Origin of the sequence: Litoribacter ruber, assembly GCF_018449405.1 — a bacterium.
Classification (GTDB): Bacteria; Bacteroidota; Bacteroidia; order Cytophagales; family Cyclobacteriaceae; genus Litoribacter; species Litoribacter ruber.
The window spans coordinates 212,668-228,693 of record NZ_JAHCMY010000002.1 but is presented as its reverse complement, the minus strand read 5'-3'; the positions used below and the strand labels follow the sequence as shown (position 1 = coordinate 228,693).

Below are 16,026 nucleotides of genomic sequence, written 5' to 3'. Positions count from 1 at the left end.
TTTAAGTAAAACTAGACTAACCTAGCCATCCATCTGGATAATAGTACCTCGTGGACGATATATCCACCCTCATCTTCTTCGACTACCAGCTCAAGTCTTTCCAGGGCTTTTAGGGCCGTGCCAACGGTACTGGCTGCCCCCAACCCGTATTTCAGCAGAAAATCCTTACTTTGGGGGGAATGGAGAGGCTCTTCCTTGGCTATGGCCTTAAAAAGCCTCCATTGCGTCTTGGTGAGCATTTTAGCCATGCTGCCAAACATCTCCTGGTGTTGGTTCAAAATCTCATCCAGCACCAATATTATATCCCCATCACTGACTTTCACACAGTGTGAAAACAAAAAATTGCAGATGAGCTGAATGGTGTAAGTCTGCCCTCTAGCCCATTGGTAGATTGTTTCGATTTGTTCCAGGGATATTTCTTTAGACCTTGCCTCAAAATGCCCTTGGATAAAAGGCGCATATTTTTCAAATGGTATTGGGTCCAAAGCCAACAATTGGGCGCTATGGTAAAATGGCCGGTTCTTTTCAGCAAACATACTGACCATCATTTTTCTGTGGCTGCCGCTAAATATGAACCTAATGTCTGGAAACTGCTGCACCCATGTCCTAAAAACCGCCTCTGCATGCCCGTTTTCATAGTTTGACACTTGCTGAAACTCATCTATGGCCACAACGACCCTTTTTTTTCTTTCGCTTAAAAACTGGCCTAATGCCGATAAGGAATGTTCGGAAACAGCGGTGGAATTCACCTTGAAATTGATTTCAGGAACCCCCGTAAGTGCGTTAAACCCAACAGTCACGCCCAAAATGGAAAACAGCCTCTGGATGGTAGCTGAAATTCCGGTTTTAGTCTTCCCGTATTTTTCATAAAGGGCTTGTGTAAGTGTATTTATGGCATCCTCTACACTCCTTGTGGCTAAGAAATCTACATATAAACACTCAAAATTACCCGACTCCAATTCATCAAAAAGGCGATAAATCAAGGCAGATTTACCCATTCTCCTCCATGAATAAAGCACAATATTACGGTCATTTTGGAGATGATCAAGCATTGTGGAAAGCTCCCCTTCCCGATCACAGAAGTATTTCTTGCCCCTGTAGGAGAGAAGAGGAAAAGGGTTAAATGGTTTTTTGCTCATTTCAAGCCTATTTTATATGATAATCCACATCTAAGCATCACGTAAAGTACGTCACGCAACTTACGTCACGTACTTTACGTCACGTACTTTACGTCACGCATTTTACGTCACGTAAGTTACGTTATAATCTTAGGTTTTCCAATAGGCGAAGAATGTTGGTTATTTAGTATCTTCATCCAAAATTTGGACAATATGCGTTTTTTATATTTTGCTATTTGCTCGCTAATAACTCATTCCGCAGCAGCACAAACCACACTGTACGAGGCAAGTTCAGGCAATCAAACGGCCCCGTATCCTGAGATTATTGGCTTTTACGAGGCTCTTGCCGAGACACATGAGCACGTAAAATTATTGGAAAAAGGATTAACCGACAGTGGTTTTCCCTTGCATCTGACAATTTACGACCAATCGGGGGCATTTGACTCAGCCACATGGAAATTGGAAGGCAAGAAGATTGTCTTTATAAATAACGGCATCCACCCTGGGGAGCCAGCTGGCATAGACGCCTCTATGATGTTGCTTCGGGATTTGGCCGAGAAAAAGTTTGCCCTCCGTGAGGACATTATTCTGGCCATTATTCCGGTATATAACATAGGGGGGCATCTCAACCGCAACTCCACTACCCGGGTAAACCAAAATGGACCAGAAGAGTACGGCTTTAGGGGAAACGCCAGAAATTATGACCTAAATAGGGATTTCATCAAAGCAGACACACGAAACGCGGCTTCTTTTCATGAGATTTTCCATTTTTTGAGTCCTTTAGTCTTCATCGACACCCATACCAGCAATGGGGCAGATTATCAGCATATCATGACGTTGATTCCTACCCAGCACGATCGCATGGCCGAGCCTTTGGGAAGCTATTTGAAAACCGAAATGATACCTTTCCTCTTTGAAAAAATGGAAGAGCGGGAATATCCATTGGTCCCCTATGTCAACGCCTGGGGTGGGCCACCGGAAAACGGCTGGGTCCAGTTTAAGGATGGCCCCAGGTATAGCAGCGGCTATGCATCGCTATTTCATACCTTGAGCTTTATGCCGGAAGCCCACATGCTGAAAAGTTACAAAGATAGAGTAGAAAGCATGTATGCCCTGCTTCAGGTTTTTCTTGAGAAGGTGGAAAAGGACGGAGACAAAATATTGGCTCTGCAGCGTGAGGCCAAGGAACAAACCCGGCAAAAACCAGATTTCGGCTTTAACCACATCCCAAATAGGGAAGAGTTTGAGTTGATCAAGTTTTTGGGATTTGAGTCTGGGACAAAGAAAAGCTTAATTTCCGGCCAGGACCGTCTATACTACGACCGAAGCAAACCCTTTGAAGCAGAAGTAAAGTACTACAATACTTACGAGCCCAGCTTGACTTTGAGCAAGCCACAGGCCTATATCATTCCCCAAGGTTGGCACAATGTGATCAGGCATCTAGAAAGAAACAAGGTGAGTTTAAAAGAAATAAAAGCCGACACTATGATGAAGGTGCAGGTTTACCACATAGAGGACTTTGAAACCTCCAAAAGGGCTTATGAGGGGCACTTCAATCACAGCAAAGTGAAGGTGTCCAAAGAGGAGGAAACAGTTTTGATAAAAAAAGGAGATATCTTACTTGAAATGAATCAAGAAAGCAATCGTTTTGTTATGGAGGTCCTTGAACCGCAAGCCGAGGACAGTTTCTTTTCTTGGAACTATTTCGACATGATCCTGCAGGCTAAGGAAGGATATTCGGCCTATGTTTTTGAAGACCTGGCCGCAACGTATTTGGACGACAACCCGGAGCTTAAAAATGAGCTGGAGGAGCTCAAGGCCAATGATCCGGAATTTGCCGATAATGGCGCCGCCCAGCTTAGATGGGTATTTGAGAATAGCCCTTGGAAGGAAAAAGCACACAACCGCTATCCTATATATAGAATAGAAAATTAAAGATATGAATAAACAGAAGACATCATCACCCTCTTTCCTTCAAAAACTTCAAGCCAAATGGGGTTTGGAAAGTATGTGGCAAGTGGTTTTGGTATTGTTGGTGTTTGCCGCTACTGGGACTACCATTATGGTGATCAAAAAGCCACTACTAGATTTGATGGGCATAGATATGAGCACCGGGGGCTTTTGGAAAAGCACCCTATATTTCCTGTTTGTGCTTCCCCTTTATCAGATTGTACTTCTATTTTACGGCTTCGTCTTCGGCCAGTTTTCATTCTTTTGGGAAAAGGAAAAAAAACTGGTAAGACTTTTCAGCAGGTCAAGAAAAAAGGTGGATAGTTAATCCACCTTCATTTTTTTCCAGCCCAGCAACATAAACAAGCCACCTGCAACGGCCACCCCAGTGGACACCATCCCTGCGGCTATATTCCCATAAATCCAAAAACCGGTGGCAAACAGGGTACAGTACACCGTAATGCATCCTGCCAGCATCAGGCTGATTTCAAATGGCAACTGCCCTTTTTCCGGTTGGATGTCTGGGTTTCTTTGCAGAAATTTTTTCCAACCATAAGCCGCAGGGTGTACCAATTTATAGAAACCTCTGAGCACCTGATCTTTTTCCGGCTTAGTCAATAGGGTAACCAAGATCCATGAAATACTTGTGATAGTTACACCCCAAAGCAGCTTTTCATGGCTCAACAGCGCTTCAAAGCCCAATTTTTCGTGATAAAGCTCAAAATAGATGGCCACCACGAATGAAACAACCATACCCGTGATCTCCGTGAAAGCATTGATCCTCCACCAAAACCATCTCAAAATAAAGATCAGTCCCGTCCCTGCTCCAATTTGAAGCAAGATCTCAAATGCCTGCAATGCGTTCTGAAGTTCAAGAGCCAAGAAAGCGGCGAATACCATCAAAAGCACGGTACTCAGTCGGCCCACCATCACCTGTTCCTTGTCAGATGCATCAGGTTTGATGAAGCGCACATAAAAATCATTTACCACATAGGAACTCCCCCAGTTGAGGTGGGTAGAAATGGTGGACATGAAGGCGGCGATCAGAGAAGCGAGCACTATGCCCAACAGGCCTACAGGCAAAAAGGTAAGCATGGCGGGATAGGCCAGGTCATCATTCAGCTTGTCATCCGGAAGGTGCGGGAAAGCCACCTTTAAATCACTTATTTCAGGAAATACTATTATCGAAGAAAGGGCGATAATTATCCACGGCCAAGGCCGGAGTGCATAATGGGCGATATTGAAAAACAAGGTGGCTCCAATTGCATTCTTTTCATCTTTGGCAGAAAGCATCCTTTGGGCAATGTAGCCCCCACCTCCCGGCTCAGCACCAGGATACCAAGTGGCCCACCACTGCACCGCAATGGGCACAATCAAAAGCGGGATCAGCGTAGTGGAATCGGAAAAATCCGGAAGCAGGTTAAGCTTATCCGAAACCTGTGGGTTGGAAAACAAGGCATCCAGGGAGCCTATTTCAGGTTGTTGCAAAATATACCAAGCCGCTCCAAATGATCCGGCGATGGATATAAAGAACTGAAAGAAATCTGTCAACAATACTCCCCTCAAACCACCCAAAGAGCTATAAAATACGGTTACAATGGAGGCAATCAACATGGTTTGGATAGGGGTGAGCCCCAGCATCACACCGCCTATCTTGATAGCCGCCAGAGATACGGTAGCCATAATAACAATGTTGAAAAACACTCCCAGGTAAAGCGCCCTGAAAGCCCTCAGAAAAGCAGCAGGCTTCCCGCCATAGCGAATTTCATAAAACTCCAAGTCAGTGGTTATTTTGGACCGTCTCCACAATTTGGCATAAACAAAGACTGTCAACATGCCGGTAAGCAGAAATGCCCACCAAACCCAGTTTCCTGACACCCCGTTTTTTCTTACAATATCGGTTACCAAGTTTGGAGTATCGGCAGAAAAGGTAGTGGCCACCATGGAAACCCCCAAAAGCCACCAGGGCATGTTTCTACCCGAAAGGAAAAACTCTTTGGCGTTTTTACCCGCCTGTCGGGAGGTAATCACGCCTATCAGCATGGACACAACAAAAAATGCGGCTATGATAGCCCAATCGATATTACTAATTAGCATAACAGCAGGTTAAATTAATCGGCTATATTATCATTTAAGCGCCAAACCTCAAAAGTTTACCTGCTTATATTATCAATTATATGACAAGTGGAAAATTACCAACTTCCTCCGGCACCGCCCCCTCCGAAGCTGCCGCCGCCAAAACCACCGAAGCCGCCACCCCCGCCAAAGGAGCCGCCTCCGAATGAGCCCCGACCGGATGAGAAATCCCCGTACTTGCCACGGCTTCTGCCTCCACCGAGCATATTCATCAACATCAAGGTGGTAAAGACATCCACCCCGCCTCCACGGCCACCCATGTGGTTGTTGTTGTCGCTTTTGTTTCTAATCATCGGAAGGATGACAAACAGAAATAGGAAGAACAAAAAGAAAAAGATTGCCCCTCCGGAATTACCTTGGCGCTGGGCACGGTCAGCTTGGTACTCTCCAGCTGCCAGCTTGATGATCATATCGGTGGCTTTGTCCAGTCCCTGATAGTAACCCTCCATTCTGAAATTTGGCACAATTACCTGGTCAACGATTCTGCGTGCCATCACATCGGGAATGGCACCCTCCAGCCCATAACCGGTAGCGATAAACACCTTTCGGTCTTCCATAGCTGCCAGAATCAAAACCCCGTTTTCCTTTTCCTTCGTACCTATGCCCCATCGGTCGCCCAACTGAAATGTATAATCGCTGATATCATAAGGCCCGATGGATTTGATGAGCACGATACTTACCTGGTTGCTGGTGCTGTCAGCATAGGCCACCAGCTTTTGTTCCAATCGATTGCGCTCAGAACTGGATAAAACCTCGGCAAAGTCATTTACCAGCCTGGGGGGAGATGGCACCGGAGGAAAATCACCCTCAGATTGGGCGAAGACATTTCCGAAAACCAAGAATAAGGAAAGCAATAGGAAGTATTTGGGAAATAAAGACATGTTTTATCCGAAAGAGATTTCATCAGGGAGCTCGTTGTCGTCCCCTTTTTGGTCATAAGGAAAATGCACCTGTAGTTGCTGGCCTGTCATTTCTATGCCTATACGCAAACCTTCAGTGTATTCCTTGTTTTTGAATTGGGCTAGCATGGCCTCCTTAATATCCTCCCAGAAATGTGGGGGAACCACCCGGTTGATCCCTGCATCACCAAGGATGGCAAATTTGTGATCCTCTACGGCCAGGTAAAATAGCACTGCGTTTCTGTATTGGGTTTTGTGCATCTTCAGCAATTCAAAAACCTCCGCAGCCCGATCCATCACATCTGCGGAGCAATGGTTCTCCAGATGGACCTGTATCTCACCGGAAGTGGTTCTTTCGGCCTGCTTGATCGCATCTATGATTATCTGTCTGTCCTGGGGGGAAAAGAGTTTTTCAGGCATAGTAAGTGAATTTAAAACTGTACCGTTGGAGCCTGCTCTGCACCTGCAGTGGCCTCAAAGTAGCCTTTGCGGTCAAATCCATACCATCCAGCAAATATGTTGTTGGGGAAAGTTCTCAATTCAGCATTGTAGCTTTGCACCGACTGGTTAAAGTTTCTTCGGGCTACGGCAATCCGGTTTTCAGTTCCCTCCAGTTGGGCCTGTAGGTCACGGAAGTTTTCATTGGCTTTGAGTTCCGGATATCTTTCCACACTTACCAAAAGACGGCTCAGCGCACCGCTCAATTGATCTTGGGCGCCTTGGAATTCGGCAATCTGTTCAGGAGTGAGGTTATCTGCATTCACATTTACAGAAGTGGCTCTGGCTCTAGCGTTGATTACCCCTTCGAGCGTCTCACGCTCAAAGTCAGCATATCCTCTCACCGTATTTACTAAATTGGGGATAAGATCCGCCCGGCGCTGATACTGGGTTTCCACTTCAGCCCATTGCCCGTTGATGGTTTCTTCTTTTTGTACAAACTGGTTGTAAACCCCAACGGCTTTGGTGTACATAAAAAGGCCAACTAAGGCCACCACAATAATCGGAATTAATGCTTTTTTCATATCAATGCTAAATTATACTCAAATTTAGCAATAAACACGGAAGAAAGCCGATAGGGTTGCCTTTTTATGAGTTAATTGAGGGTTCGGTTACGGGGTCTTTGAGCGCCATGCTCTTCAGGAAAACCTTGAAAGTCGTGCCTTTTCCTAGCTCACTTTCCACGGTCAAATCACCGTCAAAAGCCCTGATTTGTTCTCTTACCAAATAAAGCCCCAGGCCCTTCCCATCGACATGGGAATGGAACCTTTGATAAAGTCCGAACAACCTGTCTCCATACCGCTCTAGGTCAAGCCCAATACCATTGTCAGAGAAAGCTATCACATGGAATTCACCCATTTTATATGACTCCACATGCAGAGCAGGCGGACGCTCCGGGTGCTTGTACTTGATGGCATTGGTCAGGAAATTCAAGAAGAAATTTTCCAGATGCGAATAAACATAATTAATGTCAGGCGCTTCCTTGAAATCTGTGGTGATTTTCACCCCAGACTCAACAATTTGCTGATAAAGGCTTCTTTCCACATTGTTGATAACATGCTGGAAGCTGAGATGCTCCACTTTTGGAACCTTCTGCTTCTTAATGGAAACCACCTCGATGAGATCCATGAGGGTGGCGCTGAGCAGTTCGGTGGAGATCTTCAGGTTCTCGATCACCTCTTTATTTTCAGGGTCAGCAGGATCTTCTTCATCGTAAAGATTCAGCAACGCCGAAATGTTGACAATCGGAGCCCTCAGATTATGGGAAACGATATATGCAAACCGTTGCAACTCTTCATTATGGGACTTTAAGTCTTTAATGAGCTTTTCCCTTTCCTTTTCGGATTTCTTGGATTCGGTGATGTTCTGGGTTACCAATAGTATCCGGTCAATTTCGCCGTCCGCATTGGTCAAGGGAACCCCACTTTTCAGATAATATTGGCCGCCATACGTGATTTCATACATCACCGTTTCACCATGGAGCACCGCATCCAAATGAGTTTTTGCCTCCACGGCTACCTCTGCTTCGTATTTGAGAAGATGAAAAGAACCGATCAGCTCCTTAGGGTTCATGCCTAGGTGCTGATATTCCTTTCCTTCGGTATAAATATACCTCAAGTCTTTATCCAGCACATCTACCGTTCCTTTCGGGAAGTTTTCGGCAATGCTTCGGTAAAGTTGCTCTGATTCTATAAGTTTTTTCTCCGCAGAGGTTCTTTCAGTGATGTCGTCAGCAAAAATCACATAATTGCTATCCCGATCATCCCCAAGGGTGACTACAGAAATTTTCAGCTCTCTATGTTCACCTTCCGGTATCGGCAGGTGGAAATAAGAGGAATAATTCTTTGACCTAGACGCCTTTGCGATCAGGCTCTTCAGCCTGATCAACTTATTTTTATCAATCAGCCTGATATCCAACAGTTGATCCTTGTTATCAATGTTGAAAATCTCCAGGGTTTTGGCATTGATCAGATTAATATTGAAATGGTTATCCACAGAGAAAATGGCATAATCGGCGCCATTCAGAATAGCCTGCTGCAGGTGGTTGGTGGTGACAAGCTCTTGCTCATACTTTACGCGCTGCATCTCCACTCCAATACGGTCACCAAGGATTTTGAGGATCTTGGAAATGTTCTCCTCATTCTCCATTGGCTTATCGTCCATAAAAGTCAATATCCCGATCTTGTTATCTTCTGCATCCAGAATCGAAATGGCCCCATAAGACACGATCTTAAGATCAGCCAGCATTTTATCCTTATAATATTCGTCAGCCACTCCATCCCTGATGATGACCGGATGGTGTTCTGCATGGTAAATCGCCGTGGAACAAGGCGTGTGTTCCAGTGGATAGTTGAAATTGGGCAATAATTGCCCAGCCTTGGCCACCGCCAGCGTGCGGATGTCACCTGACTTGGGCAAAAATTCCCCTATCATACAGTATCTGATACCCAGCCTTTGGGTGAGCAATTCGCAGAGCTTATTGAAAAACTCCGTCCCTTTGAGCTGGGCCGAAATGTCCGCTACCTTGTTTAATATATTCTGGATGAATTCCTGCTCAGTCAAATCTTCAATAGTGGCCAAAAGGATCTCACTGTTTTCAATGGATTTGACCGTGATTCTTACATAGTAGCCTATCTTATGGTAATAGGTCAAGTATGGGCCCTCATAAAAGCCTTCCCCGGTACGAAGGGCATCCTGAAACGCTTTATAGGCAGGTTTCCCATCCAAAATTTCACGCAGATCTTTTCCCACTAAAACATCCTCATTATCCAGTTTCAGCTTTTGAAGCAACCTTTTGTTCAGGCCCTGAATCTTCCCACCGGAATCAAACTGTATAATGGCCAATGGACTCTCCTCATATAGGGAGCGGTATTTTAAATAATTAAATTGAGCTTCCGTTTCTTTCTCCTTGGTATAGGTAATGTCAATGAAAAATCCCGCCCAAATGTATTCGTTTTCATACTGCTCTAGTTTGTTGGAAGCTCCATAAATCCACTTAGTCTGTCCGCTTGGAGTAATAATTCTGAAATGCGATTCGAATTTGGTCCCCGCCAAGAAAGATTCCTCATCAATTCTCAAAACTTCCTCCACATCCTCCGGGTGGATGAGTTCGATAAGGCTTTGTACAGAATCTGTGAAAACCGAAGCATCCACTTCAAAAAGCTGCTTGGACCCCTCACTCACAAACATAAACTGTCGGAATCCCCCCACGCCTCTTTTCAACATGTACACCATGCCTGGCACTACTCCGGTGAGCTCTTTGAGCTTGGACTTGTTGTCCAAAAGGTCCATCTCGGCCTGCTTAAGCTCAGAAATATCACGTATGGCTCCAAGGACAAACATTTTGCCCGTGGCAGATTGAAAAAACGGCTTGGCCAAATCATGAACATAAATATACTCCCCAGCCTTGTTTCTCATTCTGTAGACCACATCGAGGGTCTGCTCTAGGTCAAGTTTTTCATCAAAACCTGTTATCAATGAACCACGATCATCGGGATGGATCAAATCAGACCAATCCAAAACTGAAAAATCCTTAAATTCGGCCTGAGTGTACCCTAATACTTTTTCAATAGCACCTGACCATCTGACTACCTTATTCCCGATTTCGTGCTCGTAATATATGGCCCCAGATTGCTGCTTGATCACCTGATCGTAAACCTCCTCATCCACGATATCCAGCTCATTGTCTGCCGAACCATAGCAAATGGAGATCATCCTGTGCCCATTTTGGAGCATTTCGGACTTTATAAACAATTGCTTGCTGAATATTTCAAACTTGGAATTGGCTTCAGATTGAAGGAAGCGCTCTAGATCATTGCTGTTCAAAAAATTGAACCTTTCCAAAAGGAAGTATTGAATCTCGCGGAGGGTGTTCAGCTTTTTCTTCAGCTGATTTTTCTCATAGCATATCACCTCCCCAGTAGGGGTAAGCAACCAGCTGAGGTGGATTTCCTTCGGTGCGGGTTGCTGAAATATCAGGATGTTGCACAGATAAGACTTGTCTTCCTGAGCAATCACGCAGCCTTCCAGCTGCGCAAAAGTAAACATGTATGGATTGAGGACAAATGGGGTGCAGATCTGAACCCCACTTCCTACTGTCGCAAACATTTTGGCAAAGAAGGGCCGGTCCAAAGTAGGCATGAGCCTCTCGAAAAAGGAATCCTGCATCTCTTTCTCCCCCTCATTCAGAAATTTCTTAAGGGCTGTAGAAAGATATAGTAACTCAAAACGCTGATTTGGATGTTTTTTGAGAGTTAAAAGTATATTCTCAATATTTAAGTCGGCTTCTACCACCATTTTATCTAATCAATTACACAAGTAGTTTCCCAAAAATAGCCTATTTATCTTGACTTCAACAATTTATATTGAATATATTATTTTGTGGGAAATAGGCCATTTACTCTTTAAATCTGGCGCTCAAGCCTCAGGTCCTTTACCAAATTGACCTTGGCATCTTTAATGATCCGGTGCACCTCCACCTTGACCCTTCTGCCATCCCGGCTTCTCAACAATTCTGTGACATCGGGCAGGTTCCAAAACTCTACCGGAATGCCATTGACGGCCACTATTTCATCCCCCACCTTGAAGCCGCTCCTCTCCGCTGGGGAGTCGCTTCTGATCTGCTCAATAAAAAAGCGCTTTTCGGCTATCATCGGCATGCGGATCGTAAGCCCACTCATGTCAAACTCAAAAGGTTGCCGGTACGCCCTGCCCCGTTTATAATAAAGCCTTTCCTGCGGATAATCATAGATGATGAGTGCCCGGCTGAGCACATCCGAGCCCAAGCTGCCAAGCCTTCCCGTTTCAATAATGATATCCGAAAATTGCGTTTCATCAGGATAGGAAGTAATTATATCGTTGAACCTCAAGCGACCCACGGTCAGTTTTCTCACCCTCCCAACTTCGCCGGTCAGGTCCCCCCCTAAGCTTGTTCCGAGATCACTTTCCAAAGTCCTTTCCGGTAATACTATTTCCTCGGAGGTTTCTTGGTTCAAAAGCAGCCCATGATTTGCCCCAGTATCTATGAGCAGCTTGGCCTGCAGGGTAGGCCCAGGAGACTGCCTAATAATGCTGGTGACATAGGGCTTGCCATTCTCCAGGGTCATCTTCATTCTTTTGTAACCAAAGGGCTTCCTCCTGAATCTGTTTTCCCTGAAAAAAGTGAGGATATTGTTGTCGTAATCCACCCTTACCGGGTTAAGCTTGAAAAACTCATGCCCGATCACCCCATGAATGGGAATCCCCACCACTCTTTCCAGTTCCACAAAATCCTCATCCAAGACCAATAACGCTTGAACCCTGCCTACCACACCGTCCATTTGGATTTCATTATTGGGACTGATGGAGGCCGAGAGCACGGTTTTGCCATCGGCTCCCATGAGGTTGATCTTTCGGGAATAAAAAAGGTCAAGCTGATCGCCGATGGTTTTGCTGAAAAGCAGGTTGGACTTTACCCCGGTATCAATTAGGAAGTTTAATTTGGGTCCTCCATTGATAGAGGCAGGCAGGATGATCAGGTTGTTGTTGGAAATAAACTGCATTTCCACCCGGTTTTGCTCTTCTTCCATGAAAAACCCCGGCACCTGGCCAAAGCTTTCGAAGGCAAAAAACAATAGAAAAATGATGTATAAGAGTCTGGGTTTGATCATAATGGGTTTAATCCTGCCCATTAATATATAAATATTTTTTGTCTTCCCATTCCTAAAGCCTAATTCCCATGCAAGTTTTAGTCGATTATTTAGAATGATAGCAAATAACAGCATATTAAAACCTCCTGGTTTGAAAAAATTGAAAAATCCTGCATCTTTATTGATTATTACAATTTCTTATGGCAGAAAAGTCGGTTTTAGAAAAGGCAAAGAAGATTTTTGAAAATTTCCTCAGCAGGCAGGGGAGCCGCAAAACACCGGAAAGGTTTTCGGTGATCGATGAGCTATACGCCCTACCGCAGGATGAACACATAGACGTCGAAGGGCTGTTCCTTTTGATGAGAAACAAGGGCTACTCCATCAGTAGAGCCACTATATACAATACCCTCGACCTGCTGGTGGAATGTGGACTGGCGGTTAAGCATCAGTTCAAAGACAAAGTGGCCCTCTACGAGCAGGCCCTTACTTACAAGCACCATGACCACCATGTCTGCAATCAATGCCGGAAGATCCGTGAGTTTTCTGACGAAAGGATCAACCTGATCAAGGAAGCCATGGGAAAAGAATTCCAATCGGCCATTTCCAGCCATTCCCTGGTTCTCTATGGGGACTGCCAGATTCCGGATTGTGAAAACCTAAAGCTCGGCTAACGGAAAAGCCGCCTATAGATAGGCTTACGGTACAAAAACTGCAAATACATGGCTGGATAAAGCAACAGGGTAAGGGGAAAAACCTTACCCTCAAAAGTGATGTTATCCACAATTTCCGTTTTCCCGTTTTTGCTCAAAAGCAGGTGCTGATGTTTCCAGGATTTTAGAAAAAACGGAAGCTTATTGCCCTCATCGATAAAGAAAAAGGTTTCCTTTCCTTCATAAGAGCGGGTAACTTTTCCTTTCCACTGCTGTTTGAAAAACCCAAAGTTCAACTCCATCTCAAACTGGTCCTCCAAATCGATCCCGTCAAAGCGCTTGATGGACACTTTTGGAAACGGGGGGCTTAATTTTTCCAGAAGGCTACTGTTAAACTGGGACTTTACCTTGCCCAAGTCCTGATTTACCAAAGTTTTGATGCTGATTCTCATGGGATATAAAGTCAAAAATTTAATCTTTTGTTTTCCACAAAAAAAGGTCCCCTCAAGCATATTTTTACTTAAGGGGACTAATCAACATTTTATTTTACACAACCTTTTTAAGGCAGCTTGTTCAGATACTTGAAAAACTCGCTATCAGAGGAAATGATCAAGCTTGTCTTATCATCCATGGACTTCTCAAAGCTCTCCATAGTTCGCAAAAACTTGTACAAATCCACCGATTGCCTGTTCTTGTTGTAAGCTGAGGCATAAATCCTGGTAGCCTCAGCATCTGCTCTACCTTTGATCTCCTCCGCCTCTCGGAAGGCCTCCGACTGGATTTGTGCCAAATCACGCTCTTTATTACCTTCGATTTTTCTAGCTTCTCCCTGTCCTTCGGATCTGAATTGGTCTGCGATCCGGTTTCGTTCACTGATCATTCTATCATACACCCTATCTCTCACCTCATCCACATAGTTCATTCTTTTAAACCTGAAGTCCAAGATCCGAACTCCGAGATCGGTGGTACGCTGGTTGGCCTTTTCCAGAATGATCCGCTCGATCTGGGCACGCCCCACGTTGATATCCTCCAAAATCTCTATTTCCTCCATAAAATCCTCCGTCACCTCTGGATCTCTGTTCGTTGATCTCACCAGATCCAATAATTCATGACTAGCAATGGCATTTCTGGTTTCTCCGTCCAAAATATCGTCCAGCCTGGATTGCGCTGATCGCTCATCCCGCAGCCTGATGAAGAACTGCAGGGGGTCGGTGATCTCCCAGCGGGCATAAGTATCCACAAAGATAAACTTCTTGTCTTTGGTGGGTACTTGGTTTTTATCTCCGTCCCACTCCAAGTAGCGCCTGTCAAAAAACTGCACTTTATGGATAAATGGCGTCTTGAAGTGAAGGCCTGGGCTCGTCCTTGGCTGGCCCACGGGCTTACCAAATTGCGTCACGATAGCCTGTTGGGTTTCATCCAAAATATAAATACTGCTCGTCAGTAGAATAATAGCTACCGCGCCCAAAACTATCCAGCCAATATTATTCTTTCTCATATCAATTCTTTTTATCCAGGTTCAAGAGTGGCAATACATTGTTGCCCTTCTCATCAGTAATGACTTTGTTGCCGATTTTGGGAAGGATTTTCTCCATGGTTTCCAGATAAATCCGCTGCTTGGTCACTTCGGGTGCTTGTTGGTAAGCTTCAAAAAGCGAATTGAAACGCTCAGCCTCACCCCTTGCGCGGTTTACCCGGTTCAGGGCAAAGGCCTCTGCCAGTTGGATGGTCTCATCTGCCTCACCTCGGGCCCTGGGGATCACCCGGTTGTATTCAGCCTCCGCTTGGTTGATCAGGGTTTCCCTTTCCTGCTGAGCCTGGTTCACTGCGTTAAATGAGGGTTTTACCGGATCTGGCGGGTTCACATCCTGCAACACCACCTGGTCGATACGGATGCCGTTTTCATATTCGTCACAAAGCTCCTGTAGCAGGACTTCCACACTTGTGGCGATCTGCTGCCTACCCACAGTCAGCACCTCATTTACGGTGTGATCGCCGACGATTTTCCGCATTGCCGCTTCGGACATGTCACGAAGGGTCTTTTCGGCATTTCTCACCCTGAATAAAAATTTGTAAGAATCTATGATCCTGTATTGCACCACCCATTCTACATCGGTGAGGTTGAGGTCGCCGGTGAGCATCATGGATTCATCCCCATAGGCTGTTTTGGAATATTCCGAACGCTGATTGGCCGATTCAGTTCTGAAACCAAATTCCTGCTTCAACTGACGCTGAACAGGGATTTTATGCATGGTTTCTATTCCATAGGGGAAAATGAAATTAAGCCCTGGCTCCACCACCCGGTCAAATTCCCCAAGCCGGACCACCACTCCCTCTTCCTCGGGCCCTACAGTCTTGACGGCCGTGAAGATCCCCACCAGGATTAACAGCCCTAGCACAATTTTGCCGAGATACATCTTTATCCAGTCTGGATTGATGTTGATCTCATACTCTCTTTCTGACATTTTCTAACTTATTGTTTTCGGTGAAGGTAACGATAAATTGCTTAACGCAGGTAAAAGTTAGCTAAATGAGGCAAAAATCAAAAGGAAAAGTACCACCCAAATCACATCCATAAAGTACCAGTAAATCACGAAGAGCCGGATTTTCATTTTTTCAAATGGGTTGATCATAAAAAGCATGCTTTTGAATGCATCTTTGGAAGAAAGCTTCAATTGTGCGTACAGCATGCCCGCAAAAACCAGCGCCCCTAAAAGGTGAATCGCATGAATTCCTGTGAGCAAAAACAAATAACTCTCTGAGGCTACTCCTTTGAACCTCACTCCCATATTTTGCAGCTCTAGCCAACCCAAAAGCTGTAATAGTGTAAAAATCAGCCCCAACAACAGCATGCTCAGCACCATCTCCTTGAGCTTCACAAATTCATCCCGAATATATAGATCCAGCAATTTAGAAGCCGCCACCCCGCTGACAACCATCACCCCGAGACTAGCCAAAAAAGAGATGGGCACCCTAAATGCCTGCAATACGAATTGCTGCTGGAAGGAAAACACAAATGCAATGCTGAGATACAAAAATATCAGCCCGCTGCCGAACATCCCCAAATAAACCAATGTTTGGTACGGATGCATATCTTCCACTTTCTTAAACCATGTAGCCACGCCTATATCATACAATTCATATATAA

Annotated in this window: 14 protein-coding genes; 3 read left to right on the top strand and 11 right to left on the bottom strand. The window is 45.1% G+C overall.

Going from position 1 to position 16,026, the window contains the following annotated elements:
* Positions 1 to 11: 11 nt before the first annotated feature.
* On the bottom strand, positions 12 to 1,139 hold the full coding sequence (locus tag KI659_RS05720) for an AAA family ATPase (RefSeq protein ID WP_213944403.1): 1,128 nt from the start codon (positions 1,137 to 1,139) through the stop codon (positions 12 to 14).
* Between the two features lie 192 nt (positions 1,140 to 1,331).
* Here KI659_RS05720 and KI659_RS05715 point away from each other — a divergent pair, with 192 nt between their 5' ends.
* Complete coding sequence (locus tag KI659_RS05715) at positions 1,332 to 3,053, top strand: M14 family metallopeptidase (protein WP_213944402.1); 1,722 nt, start codon at positions 1,332 to 1,334, stop codon at positions 3,051 to 3,053.
* 4 nt (positions 3,054 to 3,057) lie between these two features.
* Positions 3,058 to 3,396, top strand: coding sequence for a DUF6787 family protein (locus KI659_RS05710; protein WP_213944401.1), 339 nt, complete (start codon positions 3,058 to 3,060; stop codon positions 3,394 to 3,396).
* Here KI659_RS05710 and KI659_RS05705 read toward each other — a convergent pair.
* From KI659_RS05705 to KI659_RS05680, 6 genes are all read right to left on the bottom strand, one after another.
* On the bottom strand, positions 3,393 to 5,165 hold the full coding sequence (locus KI659_RS05705; protein ID WP_213944400.1) for a sodium:solute symporter family protein: 1,773 nt from the start codon (positions 5,163 to 5,165) through the stop codon (positions 3,393 to 3,395). The genes KI659_RS05710 and KI659_RS05705 overlap by 4 nt on opposite strands.
* Before the next feature lie 95 nt (positions 5,166 to 5,260).
* Positions 5,261 to 6,085, bottom strand: a complete 825-nt coding sequence (locus KI659_RS05700; protein WP_213944399.1) for a TPM domain-containing protein — start codon at positions 6,083 to 6,085, stop codon at positions 5,261 to 5,263.
* A 3-nt stretch (positions 6,086 to 6,088) separates the two neighbouring features.
* Positions 6,089 to 6,523 carry a TPM domain-containing protein gene (locus KI659_RS05695; protein ID WP_213944398.1) on the bottom strand — a complete coding sequence of 145 codons (435 nt, stop codon included), beginning with the start codon at positions 6,521 to 6,523 and terminating at the stop codon, positions 6,089 to 6,091.
* A gap of 11 nt (positions 6,524 to 6,534) precedes the next feature.
* Positions 6,535 to 7,125, bottom strand: a complete 591-nt coding sequence (locus KI659_RS05690; protein WP_213944397.1) for a LemA family protein — start codon at positions 7,123 to 7,125, stop codon at positions 6,535 to 6,537.
* 64 nt (positions 7,126 to 7,189) lie between these two features.
* Positions 7,190 to 10,897, bottom strand: coding sequence for a PAS domain-containing sensor histidine kinase (locus KI659_RS05685; protein WP_213944396.1), 3,708 nt, complete (start codon positions 10,895 to 10,897; stop codon positions 7,190 to 7,192).
* A 107-nt stretch (positions 10,898 to 11,004) separates the two neighbouring features.
* The gene (locus KI659_RS05680; RefSeq protein ID WP_213944395.1) at positions 11,005 to 12,249 is read right to left on the bottom strand and encodes an aspartyl protease family protein; all 1,245 of its coding nucleotides are present in this window, start codon (positions 12,247 to 12,249) and stop codon (positions 11,005 to 11,007) included.
* 179 nt (positions 12,250 to 12,428) lie between these two features.
* On the opposite strand from KI659_RS05680, the gene KI659_RS05675 reads away from it, so the two are divergent.
* Positions 12,429 to 12,899, top strand: a complete 471-nt coding sequence (locus KI659_RS05675; protein ID WP_213944394.1) for a Fur family transcriptional regulator — start codon at positions 12,429 to 12,431, stop codon at positions 12,897 to 12,899.
* Here KI659_RS05675 and KI659_RS05670 read toward each other — a convergent pair.
* From KI659_RS05670 to KI659_RS05655, 4 genes are all read right to left on the bottom strand, one after another.
* Entirely contained in the window at positions 12,896 to 13,330 is a 435-nt protein-coding gene (locus KI659_RS05670; RefSeq protein WP_213944393.1) for an SRPBCC family protein, read from the bottom strand. The two genes, KI659_RS05675 and KI659_RS05670, sit on opposite strands and share 4 nt — an antisense overlap.
* Positions 13,331 to 13,437: 107 nt before the next feature.
* Complete coding sequence (gene hflC, locus KI659_RS05665; protein ID WP_213944392.1) at positions 13,438 to 14,376, bottom strand: protease modulator HflC; 939 nt, start codon at positions 14,374 to 14,376, stop codon at positions 13,438 to 13,440.
* Position 14,377: 1 nt separating this feature from the next.
* A complete protein-coding gene (gene hflK / locus KI659_RS05660; RefSeq protein ID WP_213944391.1) occupies positions 14,378 to 15,343 on the bottom strand; it encodes an FtsH protease activity modulator HflK in 966 nt (321 codons plus the stop codon).
* A 57-nt stretch (positions 15,344 to 15,400) separates the two neighbouring features.
* A complete protein-coding gene (locus KI659_RS05655) occupies positions 15,401 to 16,015 on the bottom strand; it encodes a cytochrome C oxidase subunit III (RefSeq protein ID WP_213944390.1) in 615 nt (204 codons plus the stop codon).
* Between the last annotated feature and the right edge of the window lie 11 nt (positions 16,016 to 16,026).

Coding starts and splice junctions, on each gene's coding strand:
- KI659_RS05720 (WP_213944403.1), bottom strand. CDS start 1,139: ATGAGCAAAAAACCATTTAACCCTTTTCCTCTTCTCTCCTACAGGGGC.
- KI659_RS05715 (WP_213944402.1), top strand. CDS start 1,332: ATGCGTTTTTTATATTTTGCTATTTGCTCGCTAATAACTCATTCCGCA.
- KI659_RS05710 (WP_213944401.1), top strand. CDS start 3,058: ATGAATAAACAGAAGACATCATCACCCTCTTTCCTTCAAAAACTTCAA.
- KI659_RS05705 (WP_213944400.1), bottom strand. CDS start 5,165: ATGCTAATTAGTAATATCGATTGGGCTATCATAGCCGCATTTTTTGTT.
- KI659_RS05700 (WP_213944399.1), bottom strand. CDS start 6,085: ATGTCTTTATTTCCCAAATACTTCCTATTGCTTTCCTTATTCTTGGTT.
- KI659_RS05695 (WP_213944398.1), bottom strand. CDS start 6,523: ATGCCTGAAAAACTCTTTTCCCCCCAGGACAGACAGATAATCATAGAT.
- KI659_RS05690 (WP_213944397.1), bottom strand. CDS start 7,125: ATGAAAAAAGCATTAATTCCGATTATTGTGGTGGCCTTAGTTGGCCTT.
- KI659_RS05685 (WP_213944396.1), bottom strand. CDS start 10,897: ATGGTGGTAGAAGCCGACTTAAATATTGAGAATATACTTTTAACTCTC.
- KI659_RS05680 (WP_213944395.1), bottom strand. CDS start 12,249: ATGATCAAACCCAGACTCTTATACATCATTTTTCTATTGTTTTTTGCC.
- KI659_RS05675 (WP_213944394.1), top strand. CDS start 12,429: ATGGCAGAAAAGTCGGTTTTAGAAAAGGCAAAGAAGATTTTTGAAAAT.
- KI659_RS05670 (WP_213944393.1), bottom strand. CDS start 13,330: ATGAGAATCAGCATCAAAACTTTGGTAAATCAGGACTTGGGCAAGGTA.
- hflC (WP_213944392.1), bottom strand. CDS start 14,376: ATGAGAAAGAATAATATTGGCTGGATAGTTTTGGGCGCGGTAGCTATT.
- hflK (WP_213944391.1), bottom strand. CDS start 15,343: ATGTCAGAAAGAGAGTATGAGATCAACATCAATCCAGACTGGATAAAG.